Annotated in this window: 19 protein-coding genes; 9 read left to right on the plus strand and 10 right to left on the minus strand. The window is 73.9% G+C overall.

Annotated features, from left to right (window positions below):
* Positions 1 to 238 precede the first annotated feature (238 nt).
* A complete protein-coding gene (locus ACFSJS_RS25870) occupies positions 239 to 538 on the plus strand; it encodes an Atu4866 domain-containing protein (RefSeq protein WP_380904549.1) in 300 nt (99 codons plus the stop codon).
* Positions 539 to 937: 399 nt separating this feature from the next.
* On the opposite strand, the gene ychF is transcribed toward ACFSJS_RS25870, so the two are convergent.
* Positions 938 to 2,026 carry a redox-regulated ATPase YchF gene (ychF, locus tag ACFSJS_RS25875; protein ID WP_380904551.1) on the minus strand — a complete coding sequence of 363 codons (1,089 nt, stop codon included), beginning with the start codon at positions 2,024 to 2,026 and terminating at the stop codon, positions 938 to 940.
* 325 nt (positions 2,027 to 2,351) lie between these two features.
* Between ychF and ACFSJS_RS25880 the strand changes: the two genes are divergently transcribed.
* Positions 2,352 to 2,873, plus strand: a complete 522-nt coding sequence (locus ACFSJS_RS25880; protein WP_380904553.1) for a DUF6542 domain-containing protein — start codon at positions 2,352 to 2,354, stop codon at positions 2,871 to 2,873.
* Positions 2,874 to 2,913: 40 nt separating this feature from the next.
* Here ACFSJS_RS25880 and ACFSJS_RS25885 read toward each other — a convergent pair whose 3' ends face one another.
* The gene (locus ACFSJS_RS25885) at positions 2,914 to 3,897 is read right to left on the minus strand and encodes a 4-hydroxy-3-methylbut-2-enyl diphosphate reductase (protein ID WP_380904555.1); all 984 of its coding nucleotides are present in this window, start codon (positions 3,895 to 3,897) and stop codon (positions 2,914 to 2,916) included.
* A 114-nt stretch (positions 3,898 to 4,011) separates the two neighbouring features.
* Between ACFSJS_RS25885 and xseA the strand changes: the two genes are divergently transcribed.
* From xseA to ACFSJS_RS25900, 3 genes are all read left to right on the plus strand, one after another.
* On the plus strand, positions 4,012 to 5,232 hold the full coding sequence (xseA, locus tag ACFSJS_RS25890) for an exodeoxyribonuclease VII large subunit (RefSeq protein ID WP_380904557.1): 1,221 nt from the start codon (positions 4,012 to 4,014) through the stop codon (positions 5,230 to 5,232).
* A 38-nt stretch (positions 5,233 to 5,270) separates the two neighbouring features.
* Positions 5,271 to 5,534, plus strand: a complete 264-nt coding sequence (locus tag ACFSJS_RS25895) for an exodeoxyribonuclease VII small subunit (RefSeq protein ID WP_380904559.1) — start codon at positions 5,271 to 5,273, stop codon at positions 5,532 to 5,534.
* Between the two features lie 100 nt (positions 5,535 to 5,634).
* The gene (locus ACFSJS_RS25900; RefSeq protein WP_380904561.1) at positions 5,635 to 6,228 is read left to right on the plus strand and encodes a malonic semialdehyde reductase; all 594 of its coding nucleotides are present in this window, start codon (positions 5,635 to 5,637) and stop codon (positions 6,226 to 6,228) included.
* A gap of 28 nt (positions 6,229 to 6,256) precedes the next feature.
* On the opposite strand, the gene ACFSJS_RS25905 is transcribed toward ACFSJS_RS25900, so the two are convergent.
* Positions 6,257 to 6,823, minus strand: a complete 567-nt coding sequence (locus tag ACFSJS_RS25905) for a DUF4245 domain-containing protein (protein WP_380904563.1) — start codon at positions 6,821 to 6,823, stop codon at positions 6,257 to 6,259.
* A gap of 148 nt (positions 6,824 to 6,971) precedes the next feature.
* Between ACFSJS_RS25905 and glpX the strand changes: the two genes are divergently transcribed.
* On the plus strand, positions 6,972 to 8,006 hold the full coding sequence (gene glpX / locus ACFSJS_RS25910; protein WP_380904565.1) for a class II fructose-bisphosphatase: 1,035 nt from the start codon (positions 6,972 to 6,974) through the stop codon (positions 8,004 to 8,006).
* Between the two features lie 120 nt (positions 8,007 to 8,126).
* On the opposite strand, the gene ACFSJS_RS25915 is transcribed toward glpX, so the two are convergent.
* The gene (locus tag ACFSJS_RS25915; RefSeq protein WP_380904567.1) at positions 8,127 to 8,486 is read right to left on the minus strand and encodes a WhiB family transcriptional regulator; all 360 of its coding nucleotides are present in this window, start codon (positions 8,484 to 8,486) and stop codon (positions 8,127 to 8,129) included.
* Positions 8,487 to 8,716: 230 nt separating this feature from the next.
* A complete protein-coding gene (locus ACFSJS_RS25920; protein WP_380904632.1) occupies positions 8,717 to 9,670 on the minus strand; it encodes a hydrogen peroxide-inducible genes activator in 954 nt (317 codons plus the stop codon).
* A 198-nt stretch (positions 9,671 to 9,868) separates the two neighbouring features.
* Here ACFSJS_RS25920 and ACFSJS_RS25925 point away from each other — a divergent pair, with 198 nt between their 5' ends.
* Together ACFSJS_RS25925 and ACFSJS_RS25930 are read left to right on the plus strand one after the other, a co-directional pair.
* On the plus strand, positions 9,869 to 10,423 hold the full coding sequence (locus ACFSJS_RS25925; RefSeq protein ID WP_380904569.1) for a peroxiredoxin: 555 nt from the start codon (positions 9,869 to 9,871) through the stop codon (positions 10,421 to 10,423).
* Positions 10,424 to 10,436: 13 nt separating this feature from the next.
* Complete coding sequence (locus ACFSJS_RS25930) at positions 10,437 to 10,988, plus strand: alkyl hydroperoxide reductase (RefSeq protein ID WP_380904571.1); 552 nt, start codon at positions 10,437 to 10,439, stop codon at positions 10,986 to 10,988.
* Positions 10,989 to 11,099: 111 nt separating this feature from the next.
* Here ACFSJS_RS25930 and ACFSJS_RS25935 read toward each other — a convergent pair whose 3' ends face one another.
* The 5 genes from ACFSJS_RS25935 to ACFSJS_RS25955 all read right to left on the minus strand — a co-directional run bounded on the left by ACFSJS_RS25935 (position 11,100) and on the right by ACFSJS_RS25955 (position 18,140).
* Entirely contained in the window at positions 11,100 to 13,166 is a 2,067-nt protein-coding gene (locus tag ACFSJS_RS25935; RefSeq protein WP_380904573.1) for a SpoIIE family protein phosphatase, read from the minus strand.
* A 128-nt stretch (positions 13,167 to 13,294) separates the two neighbouring features.
* A complete protein-coding gene (locus ACFSJS_RS25940) occupies positions 13,295 to 13,975 on the minus strand; it encodes a class I SAM-dependent methyltransferase (protein ID WP_380904575.1) in 681 nt (226 codons plus the stop codon).
* 267 nt (positions 13,976 to 14,242) lie between these two features.
* The gene (fomD, locus tag ACFSJS_RS25945; RefSeq protein ID WP_380904577.1) at positions 14,243 to 14,938 is read right to left on the minus strand and encodes a cytidylyl-2-hydroxypropylphosphonate hydrolase; all 696 of its coding nucleotides are present in this window, start codon (positions 14,936 to 14,938) and stop codon (positions 14,243 to 14,245) included.
* Between the two features lie 85 nt (positions 14,939 to 15,023).
* Positions 15,024 to 16,430 carry a class II fumarate hydratase gene (locus ACFSJS_RS25950; protein WP_380904579.1) on the minus strand — a complete coding sequence of 469 codons (1,407 nt, stop codon included), beginning with the start codon at positions 16,428 to 16,430 and terminating at the stop codon, positions 15,024 to 15,026.
* A 27-nt stretch (positions 16,431 to 16,457) separates the two neighbouring features.
* On the minus strand, positions 16,458 to 18,140 hold the full coding sequence (locus ACFSJS_RS25955; protein ID WP_380904581.1) for a fumarate hydratase: 1,683 nt from the start codon (positions 18,138 to 18,140) through the stop codon (positions 16,458 to 16,460).
* Positions 18,141 to 18,287: 147 nt separating this feature from the next.
* Here ACFSJS_RS25955 and ACFSJS_RS25960 point away from each other — a divergent pair, with 147 nt between their 5' ends.
* Complete coding sequence (locus tag ACFSJS_RS25960; protein WP_380904583.1) at positions 18,288 to 18,977, plus strand: DUF1707 SHOCT-like domain-containing protein; 690 nt, start codon at positions 18,288 to 18,290, stop codon at positions 18,975 to 18,977.
* The last annotated feature ends 42 nt before the right edge of the window (positions 18,978 to 19,019 follow it).

The raw sequence follows: 19,019 nt of genomic DNA on the forward strand, positions 1-19,019 counted from the left end.
GCCCGGCGGTTGCCGCAGCCGCACGACCACCAGGTTCGCCGCCGTGCGGAGTCGGAACCAGGCCGCCGTGTCCCCAGGTGTGCGGCACCCAGGGTCGGCCCTCCCGCTCGCGACGGCGGCCCGCGCGCTCGGCGCCGCACCGCCCCGCTCGCGATCGTGGGTGCACGCCTCCCAGGAAGCCCGCACCTGGGGAGACGGCGGCCTGGCCGCTTCGCGCCGGGGGGCCGAGGGTGGAACCATGACCGGCAACGACACGCACCGCGACCCGCACCCGTACGTCGGGATGTGGGTGACCGCGGACGGATTCATCCGCCAGGAACTACTGCCGGACGGCCGCTACGACGAGGCCCGCGGGCAACGTCGGAGCGCCTACACCGGCCGGTACACCGTCACCGGCGACCACATCGACTACGTCGACGACACCGGCTTCACCGCCACCGGCGACATCCGCGACGGTGTTCTCTTCCACGAGCACCTGGTGCTCTACCGCGAGGGCGACCGGCGTGTCCGGCAGGAGGGCGCGGTGCCGCGCGGCTGACAGGTCGTGCGGGCCTCCCGCCGGGACCGCCCGCTCCGGGCACCGGCGCCGGGAGCGGGCGGCCGACGCCGCGGGTACGCGCCCGCCGCGGGTTCGAACCACCACGGGGACGCCATGGGCGGAGGCGGAGGGGGCGCGGAGGCGGGGTCACGGCGCCGGCCGGGGCCGTCTGCCGTCGGGCCCCTCGGCCGGGCCGCTGCCGAACCCCCCGGTGCGCGCCCCGCCGGCCGGCGCACCGAGACCACGACCGCGGCCGCAGCAGGCGCGACGCCGGGGCGAGGGCTCGGGGGATCCGGTGTCCGTCCGGCACGGCGAAGACCGAGGGGCCTGACTCCGGCGAGTCAGACCCCCTTCGACCTGCGCATCCGCCAGGTCGATGGCGTAGTGCCACATCACCCGCTACACGTTGAAGCGGAACTCCACCACGTCGCCGTCCTGCATCACGTACTCCTTGCCCTCCATGCGGGCCTTGCCGCGGGCCCGGGCCTCGGCGACCGAGCCCGCCTCCACCAGGTCCTCGAAGGAGATGACCTCGGCCTTGATGAAGCCCTTCTGGAAGTCGGTGTGGATCACACCGGCGGCCTCCGGGGCCGTGGCGCCCTTCCTGATCGTCCAGGCGCGGGCCTCCTTCGGGCCGGCCGTGAGGTAGGTCTGCAGGCCGAGGGTGTCGAAGCCGACGCGGGCGAGGGTGGCCAGGCCCGGCTCCTCCTGGCCGACCGACTGCAGCAGCTCCAGGGCCTCGTCGTCGTCCAGCTCGGCGAGGTCGGCCTCCAGCTTGGCGTTGAGGAAGATCGCCTCGGCGGGGGCGACCAGGGCGCGCTGCTCGTCCTTGAAGGCCTCGTCGGTCAGCTCCTCCTCGTCCACGTTGAAGACGTAGAGGAAGGGCTTGGTGGTGAGCAGGTGCAGGTCGTGCAGGAGCTCCGCCCGCTCCGAGCCCTGGACGATCCCGGCCGAGAAGAGGGTGCGGCCCTCGTCCAGGATGGCCTTGGCCTCCTCGACGGCCTTCACCTTGGGCTGGACGTCCTTCTTGATCCGGGACTCCTTCTGGAGCCGGGGCAGGACCTTCTCGATCGTCTGGAGGTCGGCGAGGATCAGCTCGGTGTTGATCGTCTCGATGTCGTCCTTCGGCGAGACCTTGCCGTCGACGTGGACGACGTTCTCGTCCCGGAAGGCCCGGATGACCTGGCAGATCGCGTCCGACTCGCGGATGTTCGCCAGGAACTTGTTGCCCAGCCCCTCGCCCTCGCTGGCGCCCCGGACGATGCCGGCGATGTCGACGAAGTCGACGGTCGCCGGGAGGACGCGCTGGGAGTCGAAGATCTCGGCGAGGCGGGCCAGCCGGGAGTCGGGGACGCCCACGACGCCCACGTTGGGCTCGATGGTGGCGAACGGGTAGTTGGCCGCCAGGACGTCGTTCTTGGTCAGGGCGTTGAAGAGGGTCGACTTGCCGACATTGGGCAGGCCGACGATTCCGATCGTGAGCGACACGTGGCGACTTCCCGTGAGCGAGAGGATCTTGGGCGGGTGGGCCCGGGTGGGCCGATCCACCAGTCTACGGGCACTCCAAAGGGCGGCCCTGGCGTGTCCGTCCCCGGCTCGGGACCGGTCGGCGTCCTACGTTGGTGCGGTGGAGCAACACAGTGCGCGCATCCCCCGTCTCCGTCCGCGACGCCGGACGGCGCAGCCCTCGCCGTCCCCTGCCTCCCCGCCCGCCGGGGACGCGGGGGCCCCGGCGGTCCCGCCGGAGCGCCCCGGGCGCGGACCGGCCCGGGGGGCGGGCGGCCCGAAGGGGGCGAGGAGAGCGGGCGGCGCCGTGGCCGCCCGCCGCACCTGGCCGCCCGGCGCCCGCCTCACCGGGCTGGGCTGCGGGCTGCTGGCCGTGGGGGCGATGGTGGCCGCCGGCGGTCTGGACGCGCTGCTGCTGAACGGCCTGTCCCTCCCCTACGGGATCTCGTTCGTCCTGGTCAGCGCCGTGTGCGCGCTGTGGGTGAGGCCCGCAGACCTGGCCGCCGCGCCGATCGCGGCGCCGATCGCGTTCACCGCCGGCCTGCCGTTCCTGGGCAGCGGTCCGGGCGGGGCGGCCGACCGGCTGGTGGATCTGGTGTCCGCGCTGGCCGTCAACGCCGGGTGGGTGTACGGCGGCACGCTGGCCGCCCTGCTGGTCGTCCTGGCCCGCGGCGGCACCGTCCGGCGCGGGCAGGGCGGCCGCCGGGCCGCCGGCCGCCGGCCGGAGTCCGGCGGGGCGGAGCCGAGGAGGGCGCGGCCGGCCGGGGCCCGCCTCAGGACGGCGGAGGCCGGGGAGGCGGTCGCGCCGGCCTCCCCGGAGAGGGGCTGACCGCCGTCCGACCCGCGGCCGGCCGGCGGTCAGACCGCGGTCAGCCCGCGGCCTTCCGCGCGGCCTCGGCGCGCAGGTCCCGGCGCAGCTCCTTGGGGAGCGAGAAGGTGATGGACTCCTCGGCGGCCTTGACGATCTCGACGTCCGCGAAGCCCCGCTGCGCCAGCCACTCCAGGACCTCCTCCACCAGCACCTCGGGGACGGAGGCGCCGGAGGTGACGCCGACGGTGCGCACCTCGTCGGTCAGCCAGGCCTCGTCGATCTCGGAGGCGTAGTCCACCAGGTGGGCGTCCTTGGCCCCGGCGCCCAGGGCGACCTCGACCAGGCGCTTGGAGTTCGAGGAGTTCTGCGAGCCGACGACGATGACCAGGTCGGCCTCGGCGCCCATCTGCTTGACCGCGGTCTGCCGGTTCTGCGTGGCGTAGCAGATGTCGTCGCTGGGCGGGGAGAGGAGCTGGGGGAACTTCTCCTTGAGCCGGTCGACGGTCTCCATGGTCTCGTCGACGGAGAGGGTGGTCTGGGAGAGCCAGACGACCTTGGACTCGTCGCGCACGGTGACGTTCTCCACGTCGTCCGGGCCGTCGACGAGGGTGATGTGGTCGGGGGCCTCGCCGGAGGTGCCGATGACCTCCTCGTGGCCCTCGTGGCCGATCAGGAGGATGTCGTAGTCCTCCCTGGCGAAGCGGACCGCCTCCTTGTGGACCTTGGTGACCAGCGGGCAGGTCGCGTCGATGGTGGCGAGCCGGCGCCGCTCGGCCTCCTCGTGCACGGTCGGTGCCACGCCGTGCGCGGAGAACATGACGATGGACCCCTCGGGGACCTCGTCCGTCTCCTCGACGAAGATCGCCCCCTTCTTCTCCAGCGTCCGCACGACGTACTTGTTGTGGACGATCTCGTGGCGGACGTAGATCGGCGCGCCGTACTGCTCCAGCGCCTTCTCCACGGCGATCACGGCGCGGTCGACCCCCGCGCAGTAGCCGCGGGGCGCGGCGAGCAGGACCCGGCGTGCGGTCGTAGCAGTCATGGGCCCATCGTACGGGCCCGGTGCGCGGCCTCCGTTCCGCGGGACGGGCCCGGCGCGCGATCCCGCCCCGGGGAGCGGGGGACCGCTGTCGGCGACGGCGGCTAGCCTCGTCGCATGGCTCTCAACACGTCGCCCGAGGCGCCGGTCCCCGTCGGCGAGGTGTCGCGGCTGATCGGCGGATGGATCGACCGGCTCGGCGCCGTCTGGGTGGAGGGGCAGATCACCCAGCTCTCCCGGCGGCCGGGCGCGGGGGTGGTGTTCCTGACGCTGCGCGACCCCTCCCACGAGATCTCCCTGACCGTCACCTGCTACCGGGCCGTCTTCGACAAGGTGGCGGACGTGGTCTCCGAGGGCGCGCGGGTGGTGGTGCACGGCAAGCCGGAGTGGTACGCGCCGCGCGGCCAGCTCTCGCTGCGGGTGTCGGAGATCCGCCCGGTGGGCGTGGGCGAGCTGCTGGCCCGCCTGGAGGCGCTGAAGCGGTCGCTGACCGCCGAGGGCCTGTTCGCCGCCGAGCGGAAGAAGCCCCTGCCGTTCCTGCCCGCCCTGGTGGGCCTGGTCACCGGCCGTGCCTCGGCGGCCGAGCGGGACGTGCTGGAGACGGCCCGGCAGCGCTGGCCCGCCGTCCGCTTCGCCGTGCGCAACGTGGCGGTGCAGGGCGTCCACGCGGTGCCGCAGGTGATCGAGGCGGTGCGGGAGCTGGACGCCGACCCGGACGTGGACGTGATCATCGTGGCCCGCGGCGGCGGCAGCGTCGAGGACCTGCTGCCCTTCTCCGACGAGCGGCTGGTGCGGGCGGTGGCCGCCTGCGCCACCCCGGTCGTCTCCGCCATCGGGCACGAGCCGGACACCCCGCTGCTGGACCTGGTGGCCGACCTGCGCTCCAGGACGCCGACGCACGCCGCGAAGGACGTCGTCCCGGACGTGGTCGAGGAGCTGGAGCGGGTGCGGCAGCTGCGGGAGCGGGCGCGCCGGGCGGTGGAGGTGATGCTGGAGCGGCAGGAGCGCGGTCTGGCGGAGACGGTGAGCCGTCCGGTGCTGGCCCGGCCCTACACGATGGTCGAGGAGCGCGAGGAGCAGGTCGGGGCGCTGCTGGAGCGGGGCCGCCGAACCTTCGGGCACCTGCTGGACCGGGCGGGCACGGAGCTGGAGCACACCCTGGCCCGGGTCGTGGCGCTCTCCCCGGCGGCGACGCTGAGGCGCGGCTACGCGGTGCTCCAGCGGGCCGACGGCAGTGCGGTGCGCGCGGCGGAGGAGGTGGCCGACGGCGAGGAGCTGCGCGCCCGCCTCGCCGAGGGCGAGCTGCCGGTGGTCGCCCGGCGGGCGGACGGCGGATGAGGCACCGGGGTGTCGGTGACCGGCCCTAGGCTGGGCGCATGACCGACACGAGCACCCCGCCGGCCGGGGAGATGGGCTACGAGCAGGCGCGTGACGAACTGATCGCCGTGGTCCGCCGTCTGGAGGCGGGCGGCTCCACGCTGGAGGAGTCGCTCGCGCTGTGGGAGCGGGGCGAGGAGCTGGCCGCGGTCTGCCGCCGCTGGCTGGAGGGCGCGCGTGCGCGGCTGGACGCGGCGCTGGCCGAGGACGCCGAGGGCACCGGGGACGCCGAGGAGGACGGGGAGGAAGACGGCGGGGAGTGAGGGGCTCCGCGGGGCGGGGCACTTGCTTGAACGTTTGACATTCCTCCCTAGAGTGGGTGGTGCACATCCGAACCACCTACTCGAAGAGGCGTCCCCTCCCATGACCCTGGCCCTCGACAGCGCCGCACAGGACCTGCTCTTCCGCGAGGCCCACACCGCCCACGCCTTCGCCGACGAACCGGTGACCGACGAGCAGCTCAGGGCGGTCTACGACCTGGTGAAGTACGGACCGACCGCCTTCAACCAGTCCCCGCTGCGCATCACCCTGGTCCGCTCCCCCGAGGCCCGGGAGCGGCTGGTCCGGCAGCTCTCCGAGGGCAACCGGGCCAAGACGGCGGCTGCGCCGCTGACCGCGATCCTCTCGGTGGACCTGGACTTCCACGAGCGGCTGCCGGAGCTGCTCCCGCACGCCCCCGGCCTGAAGGACCGGTTCTTCTCCGAGCTCCCGGTCCGCGAGGCGGCGGGCGGCTTCAACGCCGCGATCCAGATCGGCTACTTCATCGTCGGCATCCGCGCCGCCGGGCTGGCCGCCGGCCCGATGACCGGCTTCGACGCCGAGGGCATCGACAAGGAGTTCTTCGGCGACGGCAGGCAGAAGGTGCTGGCCGTGGTCAACATCGGCAGGCCCTGCGAGGAGTCCTACCGCCCCCGGTCGCCGCGCCTGGCCTACGAGGACGTCGTCACCACCGTCTGACCCGCCCGGCCCCGCCGGCCGCCGCCGCTCAGCCCTTCCCGGTCCCCTCCCCGGTGCTGAGCGCGGCGGCCAGCTGCGCGAGGCTGTCGAGGGGGGCCGTGCCCGTGACCACCGTGGTCACCTCCGCCTCCTTCAGCACCAGGGCGTCGTAGGTGGGGCCCTCGTAGCGCTCCCACTCCCGGCCGCCGACCGTCCGGGTCCGCCCGGTCGGCTCGGCCCCCCGCGTGACCTCCCCGACGAACCGCTCCGGCTCGCCGTCGCTCTGCTCGACGGCCGCGTACTCGTTGTCGGGGTCCATGAAGCCCAGGTGCCACACGGCTCCCTGGTCGCTCTGCCCCCGGTACCGCACCGAGGTCGCGCGCCAGGTCTCCGGCAGCCCCACCGGGGCGGCGATCGGGTACGGCGCCGCGCGCCGCGCCGTCACCAGTTCCATGTCGTAGGTGATCGGCCGGACCGGGTCCAGGGAGTCGTCGTGCGGGATGAACAGGTACACCACGCCGACGCCGAGGAGGATCACCAGCATCGACAGCACCATGTCCCGTGCCGTCTGCCTGCCTTTGCTTGCCGTGCTTGCCACGGTTCCATCGTCCCCCATGCCCGGTTCGCCCGTACCACCACCCCCTTTCCGCTCATCCGTGGGGCACCCTGCTCACTTTGCCGTCGTCCCGGATAGGGTCGAAGCACCCTCAAGCTTCGGCCGTCGCGTTCGGACGCCGTACAGACGTGCAGAAAGGTGCGTCACGATGACCGATCACCACCACCTCCCCTCGCAGCTCGAAGTCAGCCCGGAGGCCCCCGACCGCAACCTCGCCCTCGAACTCGTCCGGGTGACCGAGGCCGGTGCCATGGCGTCGGGCCGCTGGGTCGGCCGCGGTGACAAGAACGGCGCGGACGGCGCGGCCGTCAGGGCGATGCGCACCCTGGTCTCCACCGTCTCGATGAACGGCGTCGTCGTCATCGGGGAGGGGGAGAAGGACGAGGCCCCGATGCTCTTCAACGGAGAGCGCGTGGGCGACGGGACCGGCCCGGAGTGCGACGTGGCCGTGGACCCGGTGGACGGCACGACGCTGACGGCCAAGGGCATGGGCAACGCGGTGTCGGTGCTGGCGGTGGCCGAGCGCGGCTCGATGTTCGACCCGAGCGCGGTGTTCTACATGGACAAGCTGGTCACCGGCCCGGAGGCGGCGGAGTTCGTCGACATCACGGCCCCGCCCGCCGTCAACATCCGCCGGGTGGCCAAGGCCAAGGGCGGCGCCCCGGAGGACGTCACCGTCGTCATCCTTGACCGCCCCCGCCACGAGGGGGTCGTCCGCGAGATCCGCGAGTCGGGCGCACGGATCAAGTTCATCTCCGACGGCGACGTCGCCGGGGCGATCATGGCCGCCCGCGAGGGCACCGGCGTCGACCTGCTGCTGGGCGTCGGCGGGACCCCGGAGGGCATCATCGCCGCCTGCGCCATCAAGTGCCTGGGAGGGGTGATCCAGGGCAGGCTGTGGCCCAAGGACGACGAGGAGCGGCGCAAGGCCGTCGACGCGGGCCACGACCTGGACCGCGTCCTGACCACCGACGACCTGGTCGGCGGCGACAACGTGTTCTTCGTCGCGACGGGCATCACGGACGGCGACCTGCTGCGCGGCGTGCGGTACCGCGCGGAGACCGCCACCACCCAGTCGCTGGTGATGCGGTCGAAGTCCGGCACCATCCGCCAGATCGACTCCACCCACAAGCTGTCGAAGCTGCGCGCCTACAGCTCCGTCGACTTCGACCGGGCCCGCTGAGCGGCGCGGCGGCGGGCCCGGCCCGGGTGGCCGCGGGCCCGCCGCCGCGAAGGCGGTGACGGCCGGCCGGCGCGGGCACCGGAGGACGGCGCCGGGGGTGGCACCCCGGGTCGACCGCCGTCAGGCGATGCGCGGGACCTGGGCGGACTGCCCCAGCTCGGCGTCGCGGCGGCGCCGGCGCGCGAGCAGCACCCGGCGCTCGGCCGCGGTGAGGCCGCCCCACACGCCGTACGGCTCGGGCTGGAGCAGGGCGTGCTCGCGGCACTCGACCAGCACCGGGCAGCGCGCGCAGACCCGCTTGGCCGCCTGCTCGCGGGAGAGGCGGGCCGCCGTCGGCTCCTTGGAGGGGGCGAAGAACAGCCCGGCCTCGTCCCTCCGGCAGACCGCCTCGGAGTGCCACGGCCCGGTTTGCTCGCGCGAGGATGTGCGCTGGGCGGGGACGACGGCGGCCTGCGGAGGCTGATGCGGCGTTTGCAGCACGGTCCACTCCTGACGACGGCTACGGCTGTTCGATCTTCCGATGAAGTCACCTGGCTCCGCCTTGCTGCGCACGGCAGTTCGCGCTGCGGCCGTACGAGAGACGATGCATGCGGCCTACCCACTGTGCGCGTGCTTATGCATACGGTGGCGTACCGCCTGCCGTCCCCGGCCGCACCGGCCCCGGTGCGGCCCGCGCCGCGGCGCCCGCCGCCGGGCCGGCGGGCGCGTCCTCACTCCACGGGCCGCACCGGAAGGGGAAGCATTGCCTCCCGCAAATCCTTGGCCAGCACGGCGAACTCCTGCCGGCGGGCCGCTCCCGCCCGCATCGCCAGACCGATCCGCCGCGAGGGCGCCGGGTCGGCGAAGGAGGCGGTCGCCAGCAGCTCGTTGCGCTCGGTCTCCACGTGCAGCGAGGTGCGCGGCAGCAGCGTCACGCCCAGTCCGCCCGCGACCAGCTGGACCAGGGTGGACAGCCCCGCCGCGCTGGTGGTGGACGGCACCCCGTCGGTGCGCCCGGCCTCCCGGCACACCTCCAGGGCCTGCCGGCGCAGGCAGTGCCCCTCGTCCAGGAGCAGCAGGTCCAGTCCGCGCAGCGTCTCGCGAGGCAGGTCAGTCCGCCCGGCCAGCTCGTGGGAGCGCGGCGTGACCAGCACGAAGTCCTCGTCGAACAGCGGCAGCGTCTCCACCCCGGAGGCGGCCTCCGCCTGCGGCTCGTCCGGCGGCACGGCCAGCAGCAGCAGGTCGAGCCGGCCCGCCAGCAGGCCGTTCAGGAGCGAGTCCGTCTGCTCCTCGTGCACCTGCAACTCCAGCGCCGGATAACGATCGTGAACGAGTCTCAGCACCGTCGGCAGCAGATAGGGCGCACAGGTCGGGATCACTCCCAGCCGCAGCGCGCCCGTGAAGGGGGCCCGCGCCGCCTCCGCCTCCTCCAGCAACTCGCCCACGGCCTCCAGGACTCCGCGGGTGCGGGCGGCCACCCGCTCCCCCGCCGCGGACAGCACCACCCTCCGCGTCGTACGCTCCAGGAGCTTCACTCCGAGTGACTCCTCCAGCGCCGCGACCGCGCCCGAGAGGGCCGGCTGGCTCATGCCTATCTCCGCGGCCGCCTCCCGGAAGTGCAGGTGCTCGGCGACGGCCGCGAACGCCCGCAACTGGGAGAGCGTGGGCTGCCGCTGCTGGGGGATCCGCCGGGTCCGCTGGTGGGGGCCGGGACGGGACTCCTGGCGCAGGCGGTGCGCCGACAGGGTCACTGATAACCACCTCCGATCAATATTCGTGAGTGTAGCTATTTCTTTGATCAATGTGGTGTGTGGCAGTGTGGATCACGTCCAACCCTCAGGAAACCCCTCACAAGGGACGTTTCCACGCAACAAGGAGAGCGCGTGCTCACTGTCGGTGACAAGTTCCCCGAGTTCGACCTGACGGCCTGTGTGGACATCGACGCGGACAAGGCCTTCGCCCAGATCGACCACAAGACCTACGAGGGCAAGTGGAAGGTCGTCTTCTTCTGGCCGAAGGACTTCACCTTCGTCTGCCCGACCGAGATCGCCGCCTTCGGCAAGCTGAACGACGAGTTCGCCGACCGCGACGCCCAGATCCTCGGGGTCTCCGGCGACTCGGAGTTCGTGCACCACGCCTGGCGCAAGGACCACGCCGACCTCCGCGACCTGCCCTTCCCGATGCTGGCCGACCCCAAGCACGAGCTGATGCGGGCCTGCGGCGTCGAGGGCGAGGACGGCTACGCCCAGCGTGCGGTCTTCATCGTGGACCAGAACAACGAGATCCAGTTCACCATGGTGACCGCCGGTTCCGTCGGCCGTAACCCCAAGGAGGTCCTGCGGGTGCTGGACGCCCTGCAGACCGACGAGCTGTGCCCCTGCAACTGGACCAAGGGCGAGGAGACCCTCGACCCGGTCAAGCTGCTCGCGGGCGAGTGAGGACTTCGACCACATGGCACTCGACGACCTGAAGTCGGCCCTGCCCGACTACGCCAAGGACCTCAAGCTCAACCTGGGTTCGGTGATAGGCAACTCCGACCTGCCCCAGCAGCAGCTGTGGGGCACGGTGCTGGCCTGCGCGATCGCCTCGCGCTCGCCGAAGGTGCTCACCGAGCTGGAGCCCGAGGCGAAGGCCAACCTCTCCCCCGAGGCGTACACCGCGGCCAAGGCCGCCGCCGCCATCATGGCGATGAACAACGTCTTCTACCGGACGCGGCACCTGCTGTCGGACCCGGAGTACGGCACCCTGCGCGCGGGCCTGCGGATGAACGTCATCGGCAACCCGGGCGTGGACAAGACCGACTTCGAGCTCTGGTCGCTGGCCGTCTCCGCCGTCAACGGCTGCGGGCAGTGCCTGGACTCCCACGAGCAGGTGCTCCGCAAGGCCGGCGTGGACCGCGAGACGGTCCAGGAGGCGTTCAAGATCGCGGCCGTCATCCAGGCCGTCGGCACGGTCCTGGACGCCGAGGCCTCCCTGGCCGACCCGGCCCCGACCGGCGTCTGACGGCTCCCGGCGCGCCGCGGCGCACCACCGGGCACGCCGTGGACGGCCCCGTACCCCGGCCGGGGTACGGGGCCGCTCCCGTGTCCCCGCCGCTCCCGGCCGCCGCGGGCGTCACGGCATCGGGAACTCGAACCACACCACCTTGCCCGTGCTCAGCCGGGTCGCGCCCCAGCGGCGGGCGAGCCGGTTGACCAGGTACAGGCCGCGGCCGCCCTCGTCGGTGGCCCGGGCCTGGCGGAGCCGGGGCAGCTGCGGCACGTCGTCCCCGACCTCGCAGCGCAGCACGTCGGTGCGCAGCAGCCGCAGCGTGATGGGACGCTCCGCGTAGCGGACGGCGTTGGTGACCACCTCGCTGACCAGCAGCTCCACCGAGTCTGTCAGGTCCTCCAGGCCCCAGCGCTCCAGCGCCCGGCGCGCCAGCCGCCGCGCCTGCCGGGCCGTCTGGGCCCGCGGGTCCAGGTACCAGTAGGCGACGTCGCTGGGCGGGATGCCGTCGAAGCGGGCCGCCAGCAGCGCGATGTCGTCGTCCCGGTCGCCGGGGCCGAGGATGTCCAGCACCTCGTCGCAGAGCGGCTCCAGCGGCGGCGGGGTGTCGGGGCGCGTCAGCCCGGCCGTCTCGGTCAGCTTCTCCCGCAGCTGCTCGATCCCGGTCCACACGTCGCGGTGGCGGGACTCCACCAGGCCGTCGGTGTACAGCAGCAGGGTGGCGCCCGCCGGAGCGGGCAGCTCCACCGCCTCGAAGTCCACTCCCCCCACGCCGATCGGCGCCCCGGCCGGCACGTGCAGCACCTCCGCGCGGCCGTCGCGGTGCAGCATCACCGGCGGCGGGTGCCCGGCGTTGGCCACCACGATCCGGTGCGCCACGGGATCGTAGACGGCGTACATGCACGTCGCCATGCGGTCGCTGCCCAGCCGCTGGGCCTGCTCGTCGAGGTGGTGCAGCACCTCCTGCGGCGGCAGGTCCAGCCCGGCCAGGGTCTGCGCGGTGGTGCGCAGCTGGCCCATGATCGCCGCGGAGGTCATGGAGTGGCCCATCACGTCCCCGACGACGAGGGCCACCCGCCCGCCGGGCAGGGGTATCGCGTCGTACCAGTCGCCGCCCACCCGGGCGGTCTCGGCCGCCGGCAGGTAGCGGCTGGCCAGCGTCACCCCGGTGGGCTGGGGCAGCGCGTCGGGGAGCATGGTGCGCTGGAGCTCGTCGGCGATGTACGCCTCGCGGCCGTAGAGCACCGCCTTGTCCACGCCCAGCGCGGTGTGCGTGGCCAGCTGCGCGGCGACCAGCAGGTCGTCGGGCTCGAAGGCGGAGCGCTCCGGGCGGCGCAGGAACACCGCCGCGCCGATGACCCGGCGGCGCCCGCGCAGCGGGGCGAGGACCGCCCGGCGCCCCACCGGGGCGTCGTGGCCCGGGCCCAGCAGCTCGGGCAGCGCCTCGCGGGCGGTGGGCGCGTCGCCGAACACCGGCCGCACCCCGCGCAGCACCTCGGCCAGCGAGCCGCCGCTGCGCACCTCGATCAGTTCCGCCGCCCCTCCCCCCGACCCCTCCGGGGAGACGGTCAGCAGCGGCAGCGGGAACTCACCGGTGTCCGAGGCGTCCAGGTCCGGGGACGCGGTCGCCTCCAGGGCGTGGTCGGGCAGCCGGTCGGTGCGGCGCAGCCGCAGCACGAACGGCCCGCCGGGCCGCTCGTCCCCGACCGGCAGGGGGTCGCGCAGGTAGACCAGGATCGCGTCGGCGAACGCCGGGACGCTCGCCCGGCACAGCCCGAGGACGGTCTCGTCCAGGTCGACGCCGCGGGCGATCCGCCGGGTGGCCGCTCCCACGAAGCGCAGCCGGTCGCCGCCGCGCCGCTCCCGCTCGGCGATCTCGTCGCCACCGGGGTGCTCGGCCGCGCCGGGCACCGAGCCGGGGGCGGTGTCGGGGCCGGCCGCGGCCCGCTCCCCCGCCGCACCGGGGCGGCTCCGGCCCACCGGCTCGTCACCGCCCGCGGGACGGGCGTGGCCGCCCGCGCCGGAGTGCCCCGCGGGCTCCGGAGCGGACGCGGACGCGGGTGCGTCCGGCAGGGCGGGGGAAGGGGCGCGGCGGGGGGCGCCCTGGGGTGCGGCGGCCGCGTGGCCCGGCGCGCCGGGCCCGTCCCGCGGGTCGGGCAGCGGGGCGTGCGCGGCATCGGCGCGGCCGGCCACGGACGTGGCCGTGCGGGCGCCGCCGCTCGGGGGCCGGGCAGCGGGCTGTCGGGATGTCGGGTACTCCGTCACGCGTTGGTTTTCCGTCCGTCCGGGGCCGCGCATCGGGCGTGCCCAGCGCTTGGGGACTAGGGGAGTCGTCGGCAGTTCAGGAAGACCTGTATCTCGGGGGAGACGTCCGTGCTGGCCGGCGCGTAGGCGAACGTCTCCTCCCCGGTGATCTCGAAGCCCGCGTCGTTCACCACCTGGCGCAGCTCCTCCCGCAGGTAGCCCGATACCCGGATCGTGTGGCCCAGGAACGGGATCGCGAAGTCGTCCACGTCGGCCTCCACCATGCCCAGGGCGAGCAGCCCGCCGGGCCGCAGCTGCCCGTGCAGCGCCCGCAGGGCGACCGGGATCTCCCGGCGCGGCAGCATCAGCAGCGCGAAGAAGGCCGTCACCCCGTCGAAGGGGCCCAGGTCGCGCTCCTCCAGCTCGGCCACGTCCAGGACGTGGAACTCGGCGCCGGGGACGTTCGCCCGGCTGAGCTCGACCATGCCGGAGGAGATGTCGATGCCGGTGACCCGGTGGCCCGCCTCGGCGAGCTGGCGCGCGGTGGGGACGCCGGTGCCGCAGCCGACGTCGAGCACCCGCGACCCGGCGGGCAGCTCCCGCGCCAGCCAGGCGCCGGCGGCGAGCTGGCCCTCCTTGTGCGGGAAGACCTCGTCGTAGCGGTCGCCGATCGCGTCGAACGCCTCGGCCTGGCCGGCGCGGTCGGCGACCGCCCGGCCGTAGTGCTGGTACGCCTGCCGGCCTTCCGTGCTGCTCACGTCTGGGGCTCCTCTCGGGGATGCGCCAAGTCCCTTGTGAGGACCGGGAATTCGATGCGCTGGTGCTTCCTGTCAGGTCCGGAGGTGATCCTACGTTCGACGCCCGGGGGCACAGCAAGGGATCGCCGGAACCCGCACCGTCCCCGGGGCGCCCCGTCGCGTCCCACCGCCATCATGCGAGAAGCACCGCCGCTCCCACCAGTCCCTCAGGCCCTCGGCTCCGCGGGAGCCGCCGGCCCGGCGCCCGGCCGCCGCGGCCGCCGGCCCTCAGACGTCCCGCCCCGGCCCGCGGTCCCAGTCGTCCGGCAGCCGGGGGATCCGCCAGGCCGGGTCGGGGCGCCACTCCTCCCAGCCGTCCCGGAAGGGGCTCCCCCACGCGCGGACCACCTCCACCGCCCGCCGCCCCGCCTCCCGCACGCGCTCGGCCCGGGCGGCGTCCATCAGCCCGGCCCGCTGCGCCTGGGCGAACTCGTCCTCGTCCCGCCACTGCCAGGAGCGGTCGGGGCAGACGGTGATGTCCAGGAAGTGGTCCTCGGAGTCCACCCCTCCCGGCCAGCGGCGCAGCGGCTCCTCCAGGTTCACGTACCAGTTCTTGAACCGCCACCCGTGCTCCCAGAACAGCCACACCGACCAGGGCTCGCCGGGCCGGGCCAGCTTGAGCACCCCGGTGCCGAACCAGCGCGACCGCACGGTCCTGCGGGGCTTGGTGTAGCGGGTGGCGAGCGGCTCGCGGTGCACGGGCGTGCCGTCGGCCAGCTCCGGCTTGATGCAGACGGTGCCCGGGGCCATCCAGGCAGCGAGCAGCGCGGGGGTGTCGCGCACGACGGTCATGGGGCGGCAGATGTGCAGGCCGTCGCCGCCGTTGGCCCGGTAGCGCCACAGGATGTGCTCACCGGGCCGCCAGCGGGGGCCGTCCCCCGCCTGCGCCCCGCCGTCCGCGGTCCGAGTCGTCTCCGCCGTCATGCGCGGATCCTAGTCGGGTACCGGGGACCGGGCCGCGACCCACGCCACGCTCCCGCGGCCCGGTCCCCGCGCCGCCCGCCGCCCCTCAGGGGCGCGTCATGCCCAGCACGTCCAGGGCCCGGTCCAGCTGCTCGACGGTGATCAGGCCGCGCTCGACGTAGCCGGACTCCAGGACCACCTCGCGGATCGTCTTCCGCTCCGCCAGGGAGCGCTTGGCGACCTTCGCGGCCTCCTCGTAGCCGATGTACCTGTTCAGCGGGGTCACCACGGACGGGGAGGACTCGGCGTACTCGCGGGCGCGCTCGACGTCGGCCTCGATGCCGTCGACCGTGCGGTCGGCCAGCAGCCGGGCGGCGTTCGCCAGCAGCCGGATCGACTCCAGCAGGTTCCTCGCGATCACCGGGAGCATCACGTTCAGCTCGAAGTTGCCCGACGCGCCGGCCACCGCGACCGTGGCGTCGTTGCCCATGACCTGCGCGGCGACCATCAGGACCGCCTCGGGGACCACCGGGTTGACCTTGCCGGGCATGATCGAGGAGCCCGGCTGGAGGTCGGGCAGCCGGATCTCGGCCAGGCCGGTGCGCGGGCCGGAGGACATCCAGCGCAGGTCGTTGCAGATCTTGGTCAGGCCGACCGCGATCGTGCGGAGCTGGCCGGAGGTCTCCACCAGGGCGTCGCGGGCGCCCTGGGCCTCGAAGTGGTTGCGCGCCTCGGTCAGGGGCAGTCCGGTGGTGCGGGCGACCTCGGCGATCACCGCCGCCGAGAACCCGGGCGGGGTGTTGATCCCGGTGCCCACCGCGGTGCCGCCCAGCGGCAGCTCCGCCAGGCGCGGCAGCGACGCGCGCAGCCGCTCCACCCCGTACCGCACCTGCGCCGCGTAGCCGCCGAACTCCTGGCCGAGCGTGACGGGCGTGGCGTCCATCAGGTGGGTGCGGCCGGCCTTGACGACCTCGGCGAACTCCTCGGCCTTGCGCTCCAGCGCCCCGGCCAGGTGCTCCAGCGCCGGGACCAGGTCCTCGGTGACGGCCGCGGTGGCCGCGATGTGGATGGAGGAGGGGAAGACGTCGTTGGAGGACTGGCTGGCGTTGACGTGGTCGTTGGGGTGGACGGGCGCGCCCAGCCGCTCGCTCGCGAGCGTGGCGACGACCTCGTTGGCGTTCATGTTGGAGGAGGTGCCGGAGCCGGTCTGGAAGACGTCCACGGGGAAGTGGTCGTCCCAGCGGCCCTCGGCCACCTCGGCGGCGGCCTCGGCGATCGCCCGCGCCAGGTCGGCGTCCAGGACGCCCAGCTCCGCGTTGACCCTGGCCGCCGCCTCCTTGATCCGGGCCAGCGCCTGGATGTGCGCGCGCTCCAGGCGCCGGCCCGAGATCGGGAAGTTCTCCACGGCGCGCTGGGTCTGCGCCCGCCACTTGGCGTGCGCGGGGACCCGCACCTCGCCCATGGAGTCGCGTTCGATCCGGTGGTCGGCGTGTTCCTCGTTCGTCCCGGTCATGGGGACGAATCTACGCCGTGGGGGGCGTCAGCTCCCCGGACGCACCGGGATGGAGGTGACGAACGGCCGGGCCGGGCCGGGGTCGGTGAAGAAGTCGTTGCCCTTGTCGTCGACGACGATGAAGGCCGGGAAGTCCTCCACCTCGATCCGCCAGACCGCCTCCATGCCCAGTTCCTCGTACTCCAGGACCTCCACCTTCTTGATGCAGTCCTGGGCCAGGCGCGCGGCCGGGCCGCCGATGGAGCCCAGGTAGAAGCCGCCGTGCTTGGCGCAGGCCTCGGTGACCTGCCGGGACCGGTTGCCCTTGGCCAGCATCACGAAGGAGCCGCCCGCCGCCTGGAACTGCTCGACGTAGGCGTCCATGCGGCCCGCGGTGGTCGGGCCGAAGGAGCCCGACGCGTACCCCTCGGGGGTCTTGGCCGGGCCCGCGTAGTAGACGGCGTGGTCGCGCAGGTACTGCGGCATCTCCTCGCCCGCGTCCAGCCGCTCCTTGATCTTGGCGTGGGCGATGTCGCGGGCGACGACCAGCGGGCCGGTCAGCGACAGGCGGGTCTTGACCGGGTACTTGGTCAGCTCGGCCCGGATCTCGTCCATCGGCCGGTTGAGGTCGACGCGCACCACCTCGGAGTCGAGGTCGGCGTCGGTGGTGTCGGGCAGGAAGCGCGCCGGGTCCTTCTCCAGCCGCTCCAGGAAGACGCCCTCGGCGGTGATCTTCGCCAGGGCCTGGCGGTCGGCGGAGCAGGAGACGGCGATGGCCACCGGGCAGGAGGCGCCGTGGCGGGGCAGCCGGACGACGCGCACGTCGTGGCAGAAGTACTTGCCGCCGAACTGGGCCCCGATGCCGAGCTTCTGGGTCAGCTCGAAGACCTTCTCCTCCAGCTCCAGGTCGCGGAAACCGTGGCCGGTCGGGGAGCCGGAGGTCGGCAGGGAGTCCAGGTAGTGCGCGGAGGCGTACTTGGCGGTCTTGAGCGCGTACTCGGCCGAGGTGCCGCCGACGACGATCGCCAGGTGGTACGGGGGGCAGGCCGCCGTGCCCAGCGAACGGATCTTCTCCTCCAGGAAGCGCATCATGGACGCCTCGTTCAGGACGGCCTTGGTCTCCTGGTAGAGGAAGGACTTGTTGGCGCTGCCGCCGCCCTTGGCCATGAAGAGGAACTTGTAGGCGTCGCCGTCGGCGGCGTACAGCTCGATCTGCGCCGGGAGGTTGGTGCCGGTGTTCCTCTCCTCCCACATGGTCAGCGGGGCCATCTGGGAGTAGCGGAGGTTGAGCCGGGTGTAGGCGTCGTGGATGCCGTGCGAGAGGGCCTCCTCGTCACCGCCCCGCGTCAGCACGTTCTGGCCGCGCTTGCCCATCACGATCGCGGTGCCGGTGTCCTGGCACATCGGCAGGACGCCGGCGGCGGCGATGTTGGCGTTCTTCAGCAGGTCCAGCGCGACGAAGCGGTCGTTGGGAGAGGCCTCGGGATCGTCCAGGATGCGGCGGAGCTGGGCCAGGTGCGCGGGGCGCAGGTAGTGGGAGATGTCGTGCATCGCCTCGGCCGCGAGCGTGCGCAGCGCCTCCGGCTCGACGGTCAGGAAGGTGCGCCCGCCGGCCTCGACCGTGCCGACGCCCTCGGAGGTGACCAGGCGGTACGGCGTCTCGTCGGCGCCGAGGGGCAGCAGGTCCGTGTAGGCGAACTCGGGGGCGCTCGGGCGGGGGTCGGCAGGCATGGGGCGTCTCTTCCTCTCGTTTGCGGCGCATCACAGGGTATGACCCCCCGTGCCCGGCCCGGGTGTGAGGTACGGCTCAGCCGGCGGTCCGGTCCGCGCCCGCCGCACCCCCTGGTCGCGATGTATCGCGTTCGCTAGGCTGGGTGTGTGAATGACGACACATCCCTGCGCAAGCAGTCCGCCGGCGCACCCGCGGAGCACTCCCCTGCGGGTGCCGTCGCCGGGGCCGACGTGCGCGCCTCGGACGCCGACCGCGACCGGGTCGCGGAGATCCTCCGCGAGGCGCTCGCGGAGGGGCGGCTGGACACCGACGAGCACGCCGAGCGGATCGACGCGGCCTACCGGGCCAGGACGATCGGCGAACTGCGCCCCCTCGTCCGCGACCTGCCGCCGGCGCGGCGGGAGCCGGGGGACGCCTTCACGCGTCCCGCCCCGGCGCCGCGGTCCGCCGCGCCGCACTCCTCGCCGGGTGCGGCCGGGGAGAACCTGGTGGCGATCTTCAGCGGTGCCACGCGCCGGGGCCGCTGGCGGGTGGGCGGCAGGCTCAACGCCTTCGCGCTCTTCGGCGGGGTGGAGATCGACCTGAGCGAGGCCCTGTTCGAGCAGCGGGAGGTCGTCGTCAACGCCACGGCGATCTTCGGCGGGGTGGAGATCAGGGTCCCGGAGAACGTCACCCTGCGCGGCTCGGGCACCGGGATCATGGGCGGTTACGACGTGGTGTCCGCGGAGTCCGACGACCCGGAGGCGCCGGTGGTCGTGGTGCGCGGCGCGGCGGTCTTCGGCGGCGTCGAGGCCAGGCCCCGCAAGGGCAGGCGCCTCAAGAACCTGCGGGGCTGACGGCCCCTCCCGTCCGCCGGGGGCAGGACCGCGCGGCGGCAC

This window comes from Streptomyces desertarenae, from assembly GCF_042681365.1.
Classification (GTDB): Bacteria; Actinomycetota; Actinomycetes; order Streptomycetales; family Streptomycetaceae; genus Streptomyces; species Streptomyces desertarenae.

Coding starts and splice junctions, on each gene's coding strand:
- ACFSJS_RS25900 (WP_380904561.1), top strand. CDS start 5,635: ATGACCCTGGCCCTCGACAGCGCCGCACAGGACCTGCTCTTCCGCGAG.
- ACFSJS_RS25950 (WP_380904579.1), bottom strand. CDS start 16,430: ATGACCGGGACGAACGAGGAACACGCCGACCACCGGATCGAACGCGAC.
- ACFSJS_RS25955 (WP_380904581.1), bottom strand. CDS start 18,140: ATGCCTGCCGACCCCCGCCCGAGCGCCCCCGAGTTCGCCTACACGGAC.
- fomD (WP_380904577.1), bottom strand. CDS start 14,938: ATGACGGCGGAGACGACTCGGACCGCGGACGGCGGGGCGCAGGCGGGG.
- xseA (WP_380904557.1), top strand. CDS start 4,012: ATGGCTCTCAACACGTCGCCCGAGGCGCCGGTCCCCGTCGGCGAGGTG.
- glpX (WP_380904565.1), top strand. CDS start 6,972: ATGACCGATCACCACCACCTCCCCTCGCAGCTCGAAGTCAGCCCGGAG.
- ACFSJS_RS25905 (WP_380904563.1), bottom strand. CDS start 6,823: ATGGGGGACGATGGAACCGTGGCAAGCACGGCAAGCAAAGGCAGGCAG.
- ACFSJS_RS25895 (WP_380904559.1), top strand. CDS start 5,271: ATGACCGACACGAGCACCCCGCCGGCCGGGGAGATGGGCTACGAGCAG.
- ACFSJS_RS25930 (WP_380904571.1), top strand. CDS start 10,437: ATGGCACTCGACGACCTGAAGTCGGCCCTGCCCGACTACGCCAAGGAC.
- ACFSJS_RS25870 (WP_380904549.1), top strand. CDS start 239: ATGACCGGCAACGACACGCACCGCGACCCGCACCCGTACGTCGGGATG.
- ACFSJS_RS25885 (WP_380904555.1), bottom strand. CDS start 3,897: ATGACTGCTACGACCGCACGCCGGGTCCTGCTCGCCGCGCCCCGCGGC.